This is a genomic window from Streptomyces sp. NPDC057287 (genome assembly GCF_042667905.1).
Classification (GTDB): domain Bacteria; phylum Actinomycetota; class Actinomycetes; order Streptomycetales; family Streptomycetaceae; genus Streptomyces.
Map to the genome: position 1 here is coordinate 1 of NZ_JBHUYV010000007.1, position 15,206 is coordinate 15,206.

Here is a 15,206-nt window from a genome sequence, read left to right on the forward strand (position 1 = left end):
CGTCAAGGTCGTTCGTACAGTGGCGCGCTCCACCTTGACGCCCTGAACCACGCCCGCTCCACGGTGTGTGGGTCGAAGGCGGACGGGATGGGAGCTAGGGCGAGTGGTGGGTCGAAAAGGCGGGGGTCGGCACCCGAAGTCGGATCAGCTCAGCAGAGGAGGAACAAGTCCCGCCTCTGCGAGGCCCCTCTCCTTTCGCTTCTCCGCTACTTATCAGAGCCAAACTCATCGACAACCGAAACGATCTCCTTAACGAGGCCGCTACCATTCTCGATCGACTCTTGAGCAATCGGAACCGCCTGATTGAAAACTACGCACGCAGCAAGCAGGCCAAGCATGGCATTCTTCCACCGACCAGCATTATTTGGTTGCACGTTTACGAGCGTCGCCCCAGCCTGGGTAAGTGAACCGATAACACCGCTAGCCTCTTCGGCTACCCTAGCCCCGCCGAATAGTGTTACGTTGTCGATTAGCCAAAGCAGGTGCCGGATTTGCGATACTAGCGCATCTCGAACTGGCCCATTTATCTCGTCTTCTCCCATCGCAGCGAGGAGGTCAATCCATTCATTGCACTGCCTTGTCATTTCTTCAAGATCAGCACTCCGAGGGGCTGCACCCGACCCCACCAGGTTCCCCGAGATTAGATCTGCAGCAGATTCGAGATGATCGAGCTTATCCTGCGCAAAAAGCGCCGCGGGACTTCGGCTGTTATCACTCCAATTATGATTGGGCTGGACGACCATCATCCACCAATCAGGTGCATAGCGCTCACATCGCGCACGAGACCTGTCGGGTAGAGCATCCAATTGACGGATAGTCATCTGAAGCAGCACAGCGACCTCGGAGTACCGCTTACTAAAGTCGACGCTGTTCACGTCAGCATCGAGGACCTTGCACCACCCGTTACGCAAGGTGGCCTCGCCTGAGTCGCGCACCTTTTGCAGCAGAGTGTGCAAGTGATGTGCTGCCGTGTTCTCGTTCGAAATGCCCATTCCCCCACCAATCCTCTTGCGCGGAGCACCCGTTGGCACACAAATCTACCAGGCACCTGGCCCGCCAGGCCGGCACTCACAGGACTCCGGACGATCGCACGGAACGGATCACGCGCTCCCCTCTTCTGGACACGGCCGCGGACTGCCAACGGTAGGATCTGACCCCCGTGCTGACTGGAGGTTCCTCGAATGGCCATCATCAAGCAAGCCCAACGTCAAACTCTCGGACAATTGATCGGCGCCAACAACCCCGTAGTCCACGTACCAGATGACAGTCAACGGCAATACGCATGGACAAAAAAGGAGGTTGATGTTTTTTGGTCGGATATCGAGAAATTCAAGGAAGCCCGCGAAAATGGAAACGAGTCGTCGTCAGAGTATTTCATTGGCCCAGTGGTCACCATTACAGCAGACTCCATTCAAGCGCGCTCCCTACTTGATGGGCAACAGCGACTCACGACGTCGACGATCCTTATCGCTGCCATCAGAGACGCACTCTGGGGAATGAAGTCCGCAGAGGGCATCTCAAGCGCCAACAATATCCAACGGGACTACATTGCGCGCAAGTCCGGGCGCAAGGACCCCATGGAGTACTTCCTGGTTCTATCGTTGTTTGACCGCGATTTTTTCCGCGACCACATCCAGGATTGGAGTGAAATTACGGGAGCCTGTCCGCGAATTGAAAGCCCCTCCCGCCCTTCCCATCGACTTATCGTCGACGCATATGCATACTTCCGCTCGAAAATTAGCAACTGCCTCGAAATGTACGAGGACGCGGAAGCGCGGCTAGACTATCTGGACTCGTTGCGAGAATGTTTGATCAACGGTCTGGTGTTCGTGGAAATTCAAACCCCCTCGTCCAGTGACGCAAACGAGGTCTTCGAGACTATCAATTCACGAGGAAAGGATCTTTCGACCGTAGACCTCGTTCGCAATTTCCTCATGGAAAAGAGTAGGAGCACCCACGAAAAAGACCGAGTTAATGACGCCTGGAGATCGCTCCTTGATGGTTTCGAGCGCCGAGAAGAGATTGAAAAGTTTCTGCGCCATTTTTGGGTATCGAAGAACGGGGATGTAAAATCCCATAGCCTGTACTCGATTATCCGTAAACAGTTGAGTGAGCATTTCGACAAACGACCTCAACTGTACGGGGTGGGCGCTTTCTCGGCTGAGCTCGAGGGGGCTGCTGGGCGGTACGCTGAGCTAATCACGAGTAATACCGGAGATCTCGACTTCGACGCGTCGCTTGCTGAGGTAAGGGCCATGAGTGCAGATGCTCTGTACCCTCTCCTGCTATCGGCATCAGGAGTAGTTGCTTACTCTGAGCTTCAGCCCCTTCTCAATGCCTCAATCAGCTACTACGTTCGCTGGACTGTAGTTGGTCGTCGAGAGTCGACCCTTCTGGAGGAGAACCTCTTTAGTGCGGCCAAAGAGATTGCGCGTGGCGCCTCTATCGATGAGGTGGTACGCAAGATTTTGGGATGGATCCCGGACGATGAAACCTTCCTAGCCGATTTCCGCGAAGCATCGATCCCGAAGCAGTCCCAGTCCCGCTACCTACTCTCAAAGATCGAGCAACATCTGCGCCTTGCGGATGAGGTACATGAGGAAGTTGTGCTCGGGGACGGAAAAGTCTTTGTGGAGTATGTCTATCCCCAGAAACCTACCGACGGTACGCGTCTAGACGATCACGACTCTTGGGTTAGCCGCCTCGGAAACCTGACTCTCCTGACTGGGAAGAAGAATGCGAGCATTGCCGCACTTCAATTTCCAGATAAGGCGCATCTGTATTATGACTCCGCCTTGCTGGTCTCATCCGGAACAGGCCTGGAGGAACTCTGGAACACACAAGAAAAGAAGTGGCAAACTGCGGGAATCGAAGCACGACAACGGAGACTGGCTAAGATTGCCGTAGATGTGTGGCCCAGTGGAACTGAATGGCTGTGAGGCTGGAGATGACAGCGCTCGAGAGATAGTGGGACGTGGGCGGATGGGGCTGTCGGCAGCTATGGGTACGTGAGTCCGGTCAAGGGGAGCGGTCGGTTGTCTATCCGGAGTCGGAGCTATTCGGCTGACATCCAACGTTGGCATCAACGACGACGGATGCCGATGGCATCAGGCATCCAGACACGGCATACCGGCCCGTTGTGAAGACTGTCCGCGTCCGATTGAGATCGAACTTACAAGGCCGGTGTCGACGTGCCAGATCCGTGCCAGATCGAGCGGTTAGCCACGGTCAACTAGGGCGCGCGACGGCGTAGGCGCTGCGTTGACTGGCCCAGTGCCTCAGAAGGCGGGTGGCCAGCGAGGACGTCTTAGCGCCGGGTGCCAGGCTTACAAAGCAGATGTCGGCGGTTCGAAACCGTCCGCGCCCACCAGTGCAAAGGCCCCCAACCGATCATGGTTGGGGGCCTTTGACGTCTACTTCTGACATCAACGGGCGTGGTCATCAACGGTCGGGACGCTGCCGCTTCAGCATGCGGTGGAGGTGACTCACGGCCTCGCGCTGCGTGTCCTGGACGACGTGGGCGTAGATGCTCATCGTGACCGTAATCTGAATGTGGCCGAGGATCTCCATCACGACGCGGGGCGGGACGCCGGGCTGGGGCAGCAGCGTCGCGCAGCCGTGCCGGGCTGCTTGCCGTCGGATGACACGAAGCCTGGCAGTCCCAGCGCCCCGCGCGGTTAGAGTTTCTCTACCTCATCAAGGCACCCGACTCCGCTCCACTCCTCCGGGCGCGCTTCCAGGCTCTGGCCGCTCCCGTGCTCCTGCCCTTCGGCCCGCTCGGCGCTGCCGCCGCCGACGCGCGCCCGCGGTGAAGTCGTACCAACTTGGTGCTGGGGAGGAATCGACACCGCCACGCGGCGCCCCTACTCTCCGCCCTGTGACCGAGGACAGGCAACGCCTAGCAGACTTCCGCGTCAACCTCGTGCCGGCTGTGCTGGCACTGGCCAACCCTCCGTGGCAGCAAGCGGTGTGGCTCGACCCTTCAGCCTTCGAGAACGTGGACCACATCTTTCACGTGCTCTTCGACGACTTCTGCGACGCCGACCGACCAGAGCTGTACCTCGGTACCAGTCTGCGGACCGAGGAGGAGGTAGACCTCATGCGTCAGCTGGGCTCCGCGCTCAACGCCGCGGACTCCGAGGCTCCGGACGACACCGACGAGCAGTACCTGCAAGCAACAGCATGGCCGAGGGTCGTGGCGGTCGCTGGACGTCTCGCCCAAGTTATGGTCTCGAACGACCTGAGCGAACTGGTGGCACTGCTGAACACCGAGTCCGAGGAGACAGCGACTGCCACCTGACCAGCGGTCAATCCGGTCGGAGTGCGCGTCACGGACCCAAGCTCAGAGCCTGGCGATCAGTACGGCCGCGGGATCGTGTGGGCGTCCAGTGCGGCGGTGTACCGCGCCAGCAGGGCATCGAGGTCGGTCAGCAGAAGGCCGGCGGTTTCCCGTGCCCCGGCGAGGTCGCCCTGGTCGCAGGCCTCGACGACTTCGGCAACTTCGCTGCGGATGGCGGAGAGAGAGTCACTCTGCGCCGCGGTGCGACCAAGCACATCCCGATCGCGGCCGCGAACACGACCGTCATGGAAATGACGTAGATCATGCTTCCCCCGTTTTCCGGCGCCACCGCCCTGTGGCCGCTTGTTGCTCCGCATTGTCGCCCGCCGCCTGTTCGCAGGGAATCCAGTTCCCCGTGAGGGCTGTGTGGCGAAGGCAGGCGGCGCCGAATACGGCGAGATGAATGTGTTGCCGCGGTGGGTGGGCCCGGAGGGCGTGAGGCGAGACCGAGCCCTCGGCTTTCAGGCCCTGCCTCCGGTGGGAATACTCGGGCTCCGCCCGGGACAGGCGTCGCTCCTGAGCGCCGGCCGGAGCGGGGTGGGCGTGGTGGTCTCCCTTGCTGTTGTGCCTCGGCGCGTCATCCCGAAGGCTCGCTCCGGCGCTGCTTGAATCGGCGAATGACGAAGCGCGACGACGCGGCCCTGTTCGGCAATCGTTTTCTGACCGAGCCCGCCCCCTCGGACACATTTCCCGAGAAAGGCATGGCCGCGACGGACGCCATGAGGCTCGTGGACGTCGATCTCGCCATGGAGGGCGATCCGCAGCGCAATCTGGCCACCTTTGTCACTACGTGGATGGAGCCGGAGGCGCAGCGGCTCATTGCGGAGAATTTGCACCGCAACTTCATCGACCATGCGGAGTACCCCATTTCCGCCGAGATCGAGCAGCGCTGCGTACGCATGCTCGCCGATCTCTTCCACGCGCCCGGCAGGACGACCGGATGCCGGACCCAGGGATCGTCCGAGGCGATCATGCTCGGCGCCTTGTCGTTGAAGTGGAAATGGCGCGAGCGCCGCCAGGCGGCCAACCTGTCGATCGATCGGCCCAACTTGATCTTCGGCGGGGACGTCCACGTCGTGTGGGAGAAGTTCTGCCGCTACTTCGACGTCGAGCCGCGGATCGTGCCGCTCGCGGAGGGCAAGTACACGATCGGTCCGGAGGACGTGGAGCCCCATCTCGACGAGAACACGATCGGCGTCGTCGCCGTCCTCGGCACTACGTTCACCGGCCACAAGGATGACGTCGTCGGGATCGACAAGCTCCTACGGGACATCCGTAAGGAGCGGGACCTCGACATCCCGATCCATGTCGACGGTGCCAGCGGCGCCTTCGTGTGGCCTTTCCTCTACCCGGACTCGAAATGGGACTTCCGGCTCGAGCAGGTCCGGTCGATCAATGTCTCGGGTCACAAGTACGGTCTGGTCTACCCCGGCATCGGCTGGCTGGTCTTCCGTGAGGAGGCCGACCTGGCCAAGGACCTCGTGTTCTACGAGAACTACCTGGGCAAGACCGATGCGACCTTCACGCTGAATTTCTCCACCGGCGCGTCGATGGTGCTCGCGCAGTACTACAACTTCGTACGGCTCGGCCGTCAGGGATACACCTACGTCATGAAGGTGATGCAGGAGAACGCCAATGCACTGGCGGACAACCTGCGCAGCAGCGGCCGCTTCGAAGTGATCGGCAGCGACCTCGAGCAGTTGCCCCTGGCCGCTTTCCGCCTCGTCGGCAAGCACTCCTACGACGAGTCCGACGTCGCCTGGCAGCTCTCGGCCGAGCGCGGCTGGATGGTGCCGGCGTACACCCTCCCACCCAACGCGGAGCGGGTGAAGATCATGCGTGCCCTGGTCAAGGAGACCCTGAGCCGCGAGCAGATCGACCGCCTGAGCCAGGACATCGTCGACGCGTGCCGCACCTTGGACGGCAAGGGTGCGACTCACGGGGTCGAGCGGGCACAGGTGAAGCGCGGTACGGGCTACTGACGCACCGCCGCTCCCTGTGCACCTGCGCTCGCTCGGAGGGCCTCATTCGCACAGGGGTCCTGCGAGTTGCGGCGGGCGTAGTCCCTACGATCGGCCCATGACCTCCCCTCAGGCAGATGCCACGTAGGCCCCCGCGCGCGCTGAGGGCCGTCGCGCCAGGTGGCCGCAGCGACGGTGGTGAGATGAGCACTCTGCTCATCGGCGCTTGCCCCGGACCGTCAGCGTGTACCGGCGTGCACACGTACCTCTTCGTCGACGGCCTCGACCTGGTGGCGCGCAGCGACAGCAGGATGGCGGGCCTGGCTCCGGGGCGACTGCTCCGTCCGGGCGGGCCGCTCCATCCGAAGGACATGCCGGGCGTGGTGGAGGTGGCGGCCCAGGAGTGGCCCGAGTCGGGGCCGGACAGGCTGACCATCCGGGTTCTGCTTCGGGGCGGGACGGTCGTGTGGTCCGGCCTGACGTACCCCGGCCTCGACGGCGGGGTCATCGAGGAGGTTCGCTTCCGTCTGGAGCAGTACCTGGGCGAAGTCGAGCGGGCGTATGCGGCGTTGCGAGAACACCCGTGACCGCCCGTGACCGTTCGTGAACACCCGTGACCGCCTGCGCCCGTCCGTGATCGTCGACGGGCGGGCGCGGTGCATTTCGTCGACGGCCGCTGTCGGAGCCAGGTGCTGGCTTCCGCCGCTCCGGGGACCGGGGATGGGCCGTGTGCGGTGACCGGCAGCAGTCGTGGTCAGGGACTGGTGTACGTGACTATCGCGCGGGCTGCCGGGGTCCGGAAGGAGTCGGGGTTGATGTCGGAGCGTTCCACCAGCACGCTGACGGCCGTACCGGAGTAGCTCCACACGGGGCCCCGGATACCGGGGCCGCACAGGCCTTCCGGCAGCTCGCTCTCGCCGTCGGCGAGCGCGTAGGCGCCCCCGTCCTGCTTGTCGAACAGGGGCTTCTGGTCGGTGGCGAAGCCGGCCCGGTCGAGGAATTCGGGTATCCGGCCGCTCACGAAGGAGACTTGGGCGCGGCCGTCCCGGGTGAAGTAGTGAATGTCGGAGGCGTCTGCGGGGATCGGTGCCATCCCGGCGCCGATCACGTCCGACAGTTGCGCGTCGCTCCCGTCGCAGGCGCGGGCGTCACCGAACGGGTGGAAGAGTTCGTCCTGGAACAGCCAGACGATTCCTCCGACCGGGATCGCCAGGACGAGCACGGTGATCACCAGGCGTGACAGCAGGCGACGCGCGCGAGACCTTCCGTCGGACACGCTGCCCTCGGCCTGCGAATCCATTCTTCCCGAACCACTCATGAGCCCCCCCAGCCGTGCACGCTCCATGCGCCGGGCGGATCCTACGCCCGTGATCCAATCCCTCCCGCGGCACCATCGTCGTCGAGTCGTCGAGTCGTCGAGTCGTCGAGTCGTTGAGTCGTTGAGTCGTCGAGCCGTCGAGCCGCGACGCTGTGACTCGTGGGCCGGTGGCGGTGCTCGGGCGGTTCGGGTCCCGCCCCGTCCGCTTGTCCACGTACTTCAGGTGATCCGGGCTTCGCTGCGATCCGGGGGAGCGTCGCGTCAACCGGATCTGGGGCCCACGCGGTTCAGGATCGCGGTCCACGGGAGCTCCCGTTCCGCAGGTTCCTGGCGCGGTTCGCTGAGCGGCCAGACGTCGGCCCCGTACACCAACTCCACGCCTGCCCTTCGCAGCGCCTCGATGTGGCCCTCCCACGCGGGGTGCCGAGCGTGCGCCGCGTTGATCCGCGGGAACACCACCACCGGGACACCGGCCGTGCCCAGTGCTTCGCCCACCTGCGTCAGTGCCTGGTTGTCCGCGATGCCCAGGGCCAGTTTGGCCACGTAGTTCGCGCTCGCCGGTGCGACGACGTAGCAGTCGGCGACGGGGTGAGGGCGGGGCTCGGCCGGGAGGCGGGGCGTATCGCGTACCGGCAGGCCGGTGAGTGACTCCAGCCGGTCCAGCTCGCCGTCGGCCCTCAGCCATCGGCCGGCGTTCGGGGTGAGCGTCACGGCCACCTGCCAGCCCAGGGCGATGGCCGGCTCCACCAGGCCGCCGCGCAGCTGCCCGACTCCGTCGGTCGCCGTGCCCACGACCGCCAGCACTCCGCGGCTGCCCATACCCACCGTTCCTCCACCCTTCGTCGTACGCCTCTCCGGCCGGCAGTACGTACACAGCAGAGACGTACCACGACCGTGGCGGCTTCCGGTAGCCGTCGCGTACGGCGGCAGGTCAGTCGAGGACGCCGAGATCCTGACGCATGATGCGGTGCATGGCGGAGAGCTTCGGGTCCGCGGCTCTGAGGTCCAGGAGCAGCCGTTCGGCCGTCTCGCCGTCACGGGGGATTCCGCGGTGGATGCGCTTGAGGGCGGCGTCCGTTCCGGCGAGGACCACGTTGAGCTCGCGGGAGGCGTCGAGGACGGTCTCGGGAACGATCATCTGGGCCTCGGCGTACCGGTCGCGGTAGTCGCGTCGGCCCTCTTCGAGACGGGCCCGGTCGTCGTCGGTGCAGACGCCGTCGCGCGTGCGGTGCAGGGCGTCCTTGAGAAGGGTGTGGAAATGGCCGGTCGCCCGGTTCATCGCGGTGTACGCGCCGCGCCGGTCCTCCAGGAGCCGCCGCCGCTCCTCCACCCGGTTCTCCGCCGTCCGCTGGCGCTTCGTCACCCAACTGGTGATCACCGGCGCGAAGAGCGTGCCGAGCACTCCGACGACTGCGGTGATCATGGCGGCTATGGCGGAGGTCATGCCGGAGACCCTAGCGAGTGAGGACCGGCCTGCTGCGAGCAGTCGGAGATCGGTGCCTGTGGGAACGGTTCGGCTGTGATGAGCCTGGCCGAGGTACGCCGCCCGCAACGGGGTGAGCCGGCCGGCGCGCTCGGAGGGCACCGCGCCCCGTCCGCCCCGGGATGCGAGTGGGCGGGGTGCGGGAGACCGTGGAGGCATGTCCGGACATCCGCCTGTGATCGTCTATCCGCCCTCGCCGACCGGTGGGCGGCGGGTGACCGTGCGCGGGCAGATCGTCGGGCTGGCGCACGGGCGCGGGGACGTGGCCTCGTACCTGCGGCGCGCCGGGTTCGCCCAGGGGGACGACGAGATCGATCTGGACCAGCCGGAGTTGATCGAGTGGCGAGGCGGAGATCTCGAAACCTGGAGGTGAGCCCCGTGAGGCGTCGTGGAGCGCACCGGCCCGAGGCGTCGCTGGAGCCGCCCCCCGGTTACTACGGGGCGAGCGGAGGGGCGCCCGACGCCTCGCAGCGGGGCCTGATCCTCGACTGGGTCGTGAGCAGGCGGGTCGCGGCCGGATGGCGGGTGGAGTCCCGGTCCGGGAGCCAGGCCGTCCTGGTGCGCGGTCAGCCCGTCAACCATGTGCTGCACGCCTTCCTGACGGTCTTCTCGTGCTGCGTGTGGGGCGTGGTGTGGGGGGCCCTCGCGCTGACGAACGAGGTCGAGCGGGTGGCGCTCACCGTCGACGCGCAGGGGCAGGTCGTGACGGTGGGAGCGCCCTGAGCGGCGTGGCCCGTCACCCGAACGGATGCGTCGGGGTCGTGGCGGGGGAGGCGGGGGCACAGGGTCGGATTTGCCCGCGGCAGTGCGGGGCGGTTCGTCGAGTGGAGGAGTCCCATGGCCCAGTCAGCATCCGCACCCGGCACCTCGCGGCCCTCCGACCCCGGCGGCCCCTGGGCGGCCGGAGGGGTGATGTTCGCGGGGGTCGTGCTGCTCGTCGACGGCATTCTCTCCATCGTCAAGGGGATCGCGGGCATCGCGTCCGACGAGGTGTACACGCGCATCAGCAACTACACGTTCAAATTCGACATCACCACCTGGGGATGGATCCACCTGGTCCTCGGGGTGATCCTGGTGTTCGTCGGATGGGGCATCCTCAAGGGCACCGCCTGGGCCTGGGGGGTGGGCATCGGGCTCGCCGCGCTGAACCTGATCGCCAATTTCGTCTGGCTGCCGTACCAGCCGGTATGGGCGATCATCTCCGTCGCGCTCGACACCTTCGTGATCTGGGCCCTCTGCGCCCACCGGGCGAAGCCGGTCATCTGACGTGAACCCGGGGCGAGGCCGCATGGAGCCGGACGCGATCACGGCGCTGGCCGCCGACGCGTACGTCTACGGGGCGCCGCTCGTCCGCCGGCTGTCGGCGGTGCAGGCCTGCCTCCAGGAGGGCTGCGGGACGCTGGCGCCCGCGCCGTTCAACGACTTCGCCCATGCGGACGGACCGGCAACCCCGGGCACGCACGTCCCGTTCGCCCCGGCCGACCTCGTCGACGCGCTCGCCCAGCTCGACCTGTCCGGAGGGCCGGTCAGGCTGCACGTCCCGGACACCGGTGGCGCGTACTACGTCCTTCAGTTCGTGGACGCGTGGGGCAACGCCTTCGCCTACCTCGGCTCCCGGGCGACCGGCACGGGGGAGGGGGACTGGCTGGTCGTGCCGCCCGGCTGGTCCCGCACCGTGCCCGACGGGGTCTCGGGAGTGATCGACGCGCCCACCTCCGTCGTCTCCGTCATGGGCCGCCTCGCGTGCGACGGCCCCGAGGACATGCCCCGCGTCAGGGCGCTCCAGCAGGAGCTCACGCTCACGCACCTCGGCGACCGGGCCCACCGGACGGGGCTTCCCGCGACCGAGTCCGGGGTGCCGGGGCGACTGCGGTTCTTCGAGGAGCTCCGGGTGTGGATGGCGGACTTCCCGCCCGCCGCCGCCGATCGCGCCTACCAGGACCGCTTCCAGCCCCTCGGGCTCCTGGAGGAGGGCATCTCGCCGTACGTCTCCGCCGGGCCCGGCCTCGTGCGCGCCCTGGGGCGGGGGCTCGCGCTGGGCAGGCTGCGGGTGGAGGAGGCGGCCCGGCGGCAGGCGCCAGGAGGCCACCCGGGCGCCTGGCGGACGGTTCCGCACCTGAGGGACCACAACCTGGACCACCTCGGCGTCGGCACGCTCGGCTCGCCGGAGTGGAGAATTGCCGACCGGGAGGCGTCGTACCTGGTCAGGGCGGTGGCGGCGCGGCGTGGGCAGTGGCTGCCGCACGGGTACGAAGCGGTGTACGCGCACACGTCCCAGGACTCCCGCGGCCGCCCCCTCGACGGATCCCATCGCTACGTCCTGCGCCTCGCGCCGCCGCCCCCGGTCCGGGCGTTCTGGTCGCTGACCGTGTACGACAGCCCGGGGGGCCACCTGGTCGCGAACGAGGCGGGACGGTACGCGATCGGGAAGCGGACGCCGGGGCTGGCGTACGGCGCCGACGGCTCGCTGACGCTGCACCTGTCCGCGGAGAGGCCCGAGGACCCCGACGCGGCGGCCAACTGGCTCCCTGTGCCGGCCGGTGCCTTCCTGCCGGTGCTGCGGCTCCACCTGCCCGACCAGGCCGTACTCGACGGGGACCACGTCGTCCCCCCGGTCTGGAGGCTCGGGGAGCGGGAGGACCTCGCGGACGTCCCGTAGGTCCTGGGGTGCGTTGTCAGTGGCGCGTCGCACACTGGAGGCATGTGCCGCAGCATCAAGACGCTTCGTCCGCCCGCCATCCCCGAAGAGGCCACCGAGGAGGAGATGAGAGCCGCCGCCCTTCAGTACGTGCGCAAGGTGTCCGGCTTCCGCGCGCCCGCCGCGCACAACCAGGAGGTCTTCGACCGGGCCGTGGCCGAGATCGCGGAGGCGACCCAGCGGCTGCTGGACGGCCTGGAGATCCGGGGCGCCGCCCGGGTCTGAGCGACCGGGAGGGCCCTCAGGTCCCGGCCGTGGCTCCGGCTGCCGGGGCGGCGGAGGCGTGGGCGGGGCGGCGGACGACTAGTGCCGCCAGCGCACCCGCCAGGAACAGGGCGAGGACCGACACGGCCGTGCCGAGCCAGCTCGCACCCAGCCACTGGCCGCCGAAGTAGCCGAGGCCCACGCTGTAGGCCGCCCAGGCCACTCCGGCCACGGCGGACCAGGGCAGGAACTCCTTCACCTTGCGGTGGGCGGCGCCCGCTCCCAGGGAGACGACGGAGCGGCCGGCCGGGGCGAAGCGGGCGACCACCACGAGTGCCCCGCCGCCACGGCTCAGCGCCGCGCCGAGGCGCTCCTGTGCGGAGGTGAGGCGCCGGGACCGGGCGATGGCCCGGTCGAGGCGCTCGCCACCGCGCCAGGCGAGGCGGTAGGCCACGAGGTCGCCCAGCACCGAGGCGGTGGCCGCGCAGAGGGTCAGCGCCAGGAGCGAGGGCACCTGCCGGGTGGCCTCGCCGGCCGCGGCGGTGACCGTCGTGGTGCCGGCGGCCGCGGCCGTGGCCGCGGTGATCACGAGCACGCCGCTGGGGAGGACGGGCAGGAAGACGTCCAGGAGTACCGAGAGGGCGACCGCTGCGTAGATCCATGGGCTGCCGGTCAGCGCACCCACACTCTCGAGCACTTTCTACTCCCCTATCCCGTGTTCCGTGTCAACGCCGCGACGTCGCAGGGGAGCGGCATGAGCGGCAGGGCCAGCTGTACAGCGTACGCCTGCCGTTGACCCGGTTCACCTGGTATTCGGTGGGTGGGCGGCTGATGTTGCGGAGGTCACGTACGACCCCGGCCCCCCTCGGGGCGAGGGGGGCCGGGGCGTGGGGAGCGTGCGGTCAGACCGAGACGGCCTGAGCCTTCTCGCGCACCGGCCCGCTCTCCCGCGCGGAGCCGCCGCGCGAGGAGAACAGCCGGTCCACGGCCACGGCGCCGGGGCCGGTGAAGACCAGCAGCAGGAACGTCCAGCAGAAGACCGCCGACGCCTCGCCGCCGTTCTGCAGGGGGAACAGCGACTCGGGCTGGTGGACCTTGAAGTACGCGTAGGCCATCGAGCCGGAGGAGATCAGCGCGGCGATGCGGGTGCCGAGGCCGAGTGCGACCAGGGTGCCGCCGACGAGCTGGATCACCGCGGCGTACCAGCCCGGCCAGGTGCCGGTGGGTATGGTGCCGCCGCCCATGGAGCCGCCGAGGATCCCGAAGAGGGAGGCGGCGCCGTGGCAGGCGAAGAGGAAGCCGATGACGACACGGAAGACGGCGAGTGCGTAGGGCTGGGCCCGGTTCAGACGGATGGACATGGGAGGTGGGGCTCCTTCGGTCTGGGGACGTGAACCGATCGGGGCCCATCAGGTTAGGGTGACCTCACTATTGCTTGCAAGTTCAACATTCTGTCGACTGGCCAGAAATAGGTCACTCGTTCGAGGTCAGGGAGCGCTCCAGGACGGTCTCGAGCTGCGCCCCCGAGGGCGTGGCTCTGGCCTGAACCAATGTCAGCGCAGCTTTCCGGCCACGCAGTGTGAGGGTCATGAGCTGATTGCCGAACCACGGTCCGCCCGTCCTGTCCCAGCGCATCGGAGGCCTTCCCGTCCGCCCGTGGAGCGCCAGCGCGCGCCCGAGCCACCGGCCCGCCCGGCTCCAGCCGAAGCGGAAGCCGGTGCGGATGTATCCGGGGACGGAGTTGTGGATGGGAGAGCAGGTCAGTTGCAGGATGTGTGCGGCGGGAGTGCCGTCCGGGGTGAAGTCGGACCACTGGGGTTCGGCGACGTACGCATGGTGCACATCGCCCGAGAGCACGCATATCGTCGCCGGGGCGCCTCGGGTGCTTCCGGCCTCCCGCAGGAGTTCCGACAGCCGGCGGAACGAGTCCGGGAACGCGGCCCAATGCTCCAGGTCACCGGCCCGGCGTACCTTTTCCCCGCGGCGCGCCCAGCGCTCGCCCCGCTCGCCGCGGCACAGTGCCGCGTTCCAGGTCTCCGCGTCGTGTATGAGCGGTGGCAGGAGCCACGGGAGCGAGGTGCCGATCAGCAGATGGTCGTAGGAGTCGGGGTCCGTGAGCATCTCGTCCCGCAGCCACCCGGCCTCCGAGTCGCGCAGCATCGTCCGCTGCTGCTCCTCGAGGACCCGGGCCGCCCGGGTGTCCACCATCAGCAGCCGTACTCGGCCGAAAACACGCCGGTAGCTCCACCGGGTCCGGGTGGGGTCGGCGTCGGCGGCCGCGGCATGGCCGCGCAGGATCTCCGTCCCGTCCGGGGCGGCGCGTACGGCCGCGTAGACGGGGTCGGCCTCCAGCGCGTCGGGGGAGAGGTTCCCGAGGTGCTGGTAGACCCAGTACGACATGAGGCCGCTGACGATCCGCTCGTGCCACCACGGGGTGCGGCGCATGTCCTGGACCCAGGCGCCGCTGGTGTTCCAGTCGTCCACGACGTCGTGGTCGTCGAAGATCATGCAGCTGGGGACCGTGGAGAGCAGCCATCGCACGTCCGGGTCGCGCCAGGACTCGTCGTAGAGCTGGGTGTACTCCTCGTAGTCGGCGACCTCGGCGCCCGGCGCCTCCTTCAGGTCACGGCGCGCCGCGAGCCGCTTCCGGGTCGCCTCCGAGGTCTCGTCCGCGTACACCTGGTCGCCGAGGAGCAGGAGGACGTCGGGGCGTACGGCCTCGGGGTCGGCGGCGAGGCGGACCGCCAGTGTGTCGAGCGCGTCCGGGCCGATCGGGTCGTGCCCGTGGGCGGGCGGGGCCGCCCAGCGGCAGGAGCCGAAGGCGACCCGGACCGGATCAGCCTCCTCCGGCTGCGGTACGGCGGGGGTGGTGATGGTGCTCGGCGGGAAGCGGGAGTCCTCGGGCGGCCAGACGCGCCGGCCGTCGAGCAGCACCTCGTAGGGCGTGGTCGAGCCGGCCGTCAGGCCCGTCACCACCACCAGGGCGTAGTGGTGTCCCTCCACCGCGAAGGTGGGGGAGGTGCCGGCCGCCCCGTCCGCGCAGCGGACCTCCGCCGTGCAGGGCCTGGTCGCCTCCACCCAGACCGTCGCCCGGGAGCCGGACTCCCAGTCGACGTACCTCAGCAGCGGTCCCAGGCGTAGCCCGGCCATGTGTGCCCTCCTCGCGTCGCCGTCACCGGTGGCTCCGTAGGGTACGGAACGAC

Annotated in this window: 17 protein-coding genes and 1 pseudogene; 9 read left to right on the top strand and 9 right to left on the bottom strand. The window is 67.4% G+C overall.

Going from position 1 to position 15,206, the window contains the following annotated elements; all coding sequences use genetic code 11:
• Nucleotides 1–206: 206 nt before the first annotated feature.
• Nucleotides 207–992: a hypothetical protein gene (locus ACFUNE_RS15125; RefSeq protein WP_383566768.1), complete on the bottom strand. Its 786-nt coding sequence runs from the start codon at nucleotides 990–992 to the stop codon at nucleotides 207–209.
• A 189-nt stretch (nucleotides 993–1,181) separates the two neighbouring features.
• On the opposite strand from ACFUNE_RS15125, the gene ACFUNE_RS15130 reads away from it, so the two are divergent.
• The gene (locus tag ACFUNE_RS15130) at nucleotides 1,182–2,939 is read left to right on the top strand and encodes a DUF262 domain-containing protein (RefSeq protein ID WP_383566771.1); all 1,758 of its coding nucleotides are present in this window, start codon (nucleotides 1,182–1,184) and stop codon (nucleotides 2,937–2,939) included.
• A 502-nt stretch (nucleotides 2,940–3,441) separates the two neighbouring features.
• Here ACFUNE_RS15130 and ACFUNE_RS15135 read toward each other — a convergent pair.
• Nucleotides 3,442–3,672 (bottom strand): annotated as a pseudogene (locus ACFUNE_RS15135) (tyrosine-type recombinase/integrase); the annotation flags it as partial.
• 205 nt (nucleotides 3,673–3,877) lie between these two features.
• Between ACFUNE_RS15135 and ACFUNE_RS15140 the strand changes: the two are divergent.
• Nucleotides 3,878–4,300 (top strand): hypothetical protein, encoded by a 423-nt coding sequence (locus ACFUNE_RS15140; protein WP_383566774.1) that lies wholly within the window; start codon nucleotides 3,878–3,880, stop codon nucleotides 4,298–4,300.
• 56 nt (nucleotides 4,301–4,356) lie between these two features.
• Here the strand turns inward: ACFUNE_RS15140 and ACFUNE_RS15145 are convergent, their stop codons facing one another.
• Nucleotides 4,357–4,554 (bottom strand): DUF6959 family protein, encoded by a 198-nt coding sequence (locus ACFUNE_RS15145; RefSeq protein ID WP_383566777.1) that lies wholly within the window; start codon nucleotides 4,552–4,554, stop codon nucleotides 4,357–4,359.
• Between the two features lie 402 nt (nucleotides 4,555–4,956).
• Here ACFUNE_RS15145 and ACFUNE_RS15150 point away from each other — a divergent pair, with 402 nt between their 5' ends.
• Together ACFUNE_RS15150 and ACFUNE_RS15155 are read left to right on the top strand one after the other, a co-directional pair.
• Nucleotides 4,957–6,321, top strand: a complete 1,365-nt coding sequence (locus ACFUNE_RS15150) for a glutamate decarboxylase (RefSeq protein ID WP_383566780.1) — start codon at nucleotides 4,957–4,959, stop codon at nucleotides 6,319–6,321.
• A gap of 233 nt (nucleotides 6,322–6,554) precedes the next feature.
• Nucleotides 6,555–6,887, top strand: a complete 333-nt coding sequence (locus ACFUNE_RS15155) for a hypothetical protein (RefSeq protein ID WP_383566783.1) — start codon at nucleotides 6,555–6,557, stop codon at nucleotides 6,885–6,887.
• A 167-nt stretch (nucleotides 6,888–7,054) separates the two neighbouring features.
• Here ACFUNE_RS15155 and ACFUNE_RS15160 read toward each other — a convergent pair whose 3' ends face one another.
• The 3 genes from ACFUNE_RS15160 to ACFUNE_RS15170 all read right to left on the bottom strand — a co-directional run bounded on the left by ACFUNE_RS15160 (nucleotide 7,055) and on the right by ACFUNE_RS15170 (nucleotide 9,062).
• Nucleotides 7,055–7,600: a hypothetical protein gene (locus ACFUNE_RS15160; protein WP_383566786.1), complete on the bottom strand. Its 546-nt coding sequence runs from the start codon at nucleotides 7,598–7,600 to the stop codon at nucleotides 7,055–7,057.
• A 279-nt stretch (nucleotides 7,601–7,879) separates the two neighbouring features.
• Nucleotides 7,880–8,437: a flavoprotein gene (locus tag ACFUNE_RS15165; RefSeq protein ID WP_383566790.1), complete on the bottom strand. Its 558-nt coding sequence runs from the start codon at nucleotides 8,435–8,437 to the stop codon at nucleotides 7,880–7,882.
• A 112-nt stretch (nucleotides 8,438–8,549) separates the two neighbouring features.
• Nucleotides 8,550–9,062: a hypothetical protein gene (locus ACFUNE_RS15170; protein WP_383566794.1), complete on the bottom strand. Its 513-nt coding sequence runs from the start codon at nucleotides 9,060–9,062 to the stop codon at nucleotides 8,550–8,552.
• A gap of 196 nt (nucleotides 9,063–9,258) precedes the next feature.
• On the opposite strand from ACFUNE_RS15170, the gene ACFUNE_RS15175 reads away from it, so the two are divergent.
• The 5 genes from ACFUNE_RS15175 (at nucleotide 9,259) to ACFUNE_RS15195 (ending at nucleotide 12,024) form a co-directional block, all read left to right on the top strand.
• Nucleotides 9,259–9,474 (top strand): hypothetical protein, encoded by a 216-nt coding sequence (locus tag ACFUNE_RS15175; RefSeq protein WP_383566796.1) that lies wholly within the window; start codon nucleotides 9,259–9,261, stop codon nucleotides 9,472–9,474.
• A gap of 5 nt (nucleotides 9,475–9,479) precedes the next feature.
• Nucleotides 9,480–9,824 carry a hypothetical protein gene (locus ACFUNE_RS15180; protein WP_383566799.1) on the top strand — a complete coding sequence of 115 codons (345 nt, stop codon included), beginning with the start codon at nucleotides 9,480–9,482 and terminating at the stop codon, nucleotides 9,822–9,824.
• Between the two features lie 114 nt (nucleotides 9,825–9,938).
• Complete coding sequence (locus tag ACFUNE_RS15185; RefSeq protein ID WP_383566802.1) at nucleotides 9,939–10,367, top strand: hypothetical protein; 429 nt, start codon at nucleotides 9,939–9,941, stop codon at nucleotides 10,365–10,367.
• A gap of 22 nt (nucleotides 10,368–10,389) precedes the next feature.
• Nucleotides 10,390–11,760: a DUF1254 domain-containing protein gene (locus tag ACFUNE_RS15190; protein ID WP_383566804.1), complete on the top strand. Its 1,371-nt coding sequence runs from the start codon at nucleotides 10,390–10,392 to the stop codon at nucleotides 11,758–11,760.
• Between the two features lie 42 nt (nucleotides 11,761–11,802).
• Complete coding sequence (locus tag ACFUNE_RS15195) at nucleotides 11,803–12,024, top strand: DUF2277 domain-containing protein (RefSeq protein WP_033299756.1); 222 nt, start codon at nucleotides 11,803–11,805, stop codon at nucleotides 12,022–12,024.
• 16 nt (nucleotides 12,025–12,040) lie between these two features.
• On the opposite strand, the gene ACFUNE_RS15200 is transcribed toward ACFUNE_RS15195, so the two are convergent.
• The 3 genes from ACFUNE_RS15200 to ACFUNE_RS15210 all read right to left on the bottom strand — a co-directional run bounded on the left by ACFUNE_RS15200 (nucleotide 12,041) and on the right by ACFUNE_RS15210 (nucleotide 15,153).
• Nucleotides 12,041–12,700 carry a DedA family protein gene (locus ACFUNE_RS15200; protein WP_383566808.1) on the bottom strand — a complete coding sequence of 220 codons (660 nt, stop codon included), beginning with the start codon at nucleotides 12,698–12,700 and terminating at the stop codon, nucleotides 12,041–12,043.
• A 205-nt stretch (nucleotides 12,701–12,905) separates the two neighbouring features.
• Nucleotides 12,906–13,364: a DoxX family protein gene (locus ACFUNE_RS15205; protein WP_383566812.1), complete on the bottom strand. Its 459-nt coding sequence runs from the start codon at nucleotides 13,362–13,364 to the stop codon at nucleotides 12,906–12,908.
• Nucleotides 13,365–13,476: 112 nt separating this feature from the next.
• Nucleotides 13,477–15,153 (bottom strand): alkaline phosphatase D family protein, encoded by a 1,677-nt coding sequence (locus tag ACFUNE_RS15210; RefSeq protein ID WP_383566815.1) that lies wholly within the window; start codon nucleotides 15,151–15,153, stop codon nucleotides 13,477–13,479.
• Nucleotides 15,154–15,206 lie beyond the last annotated feature (53 nt).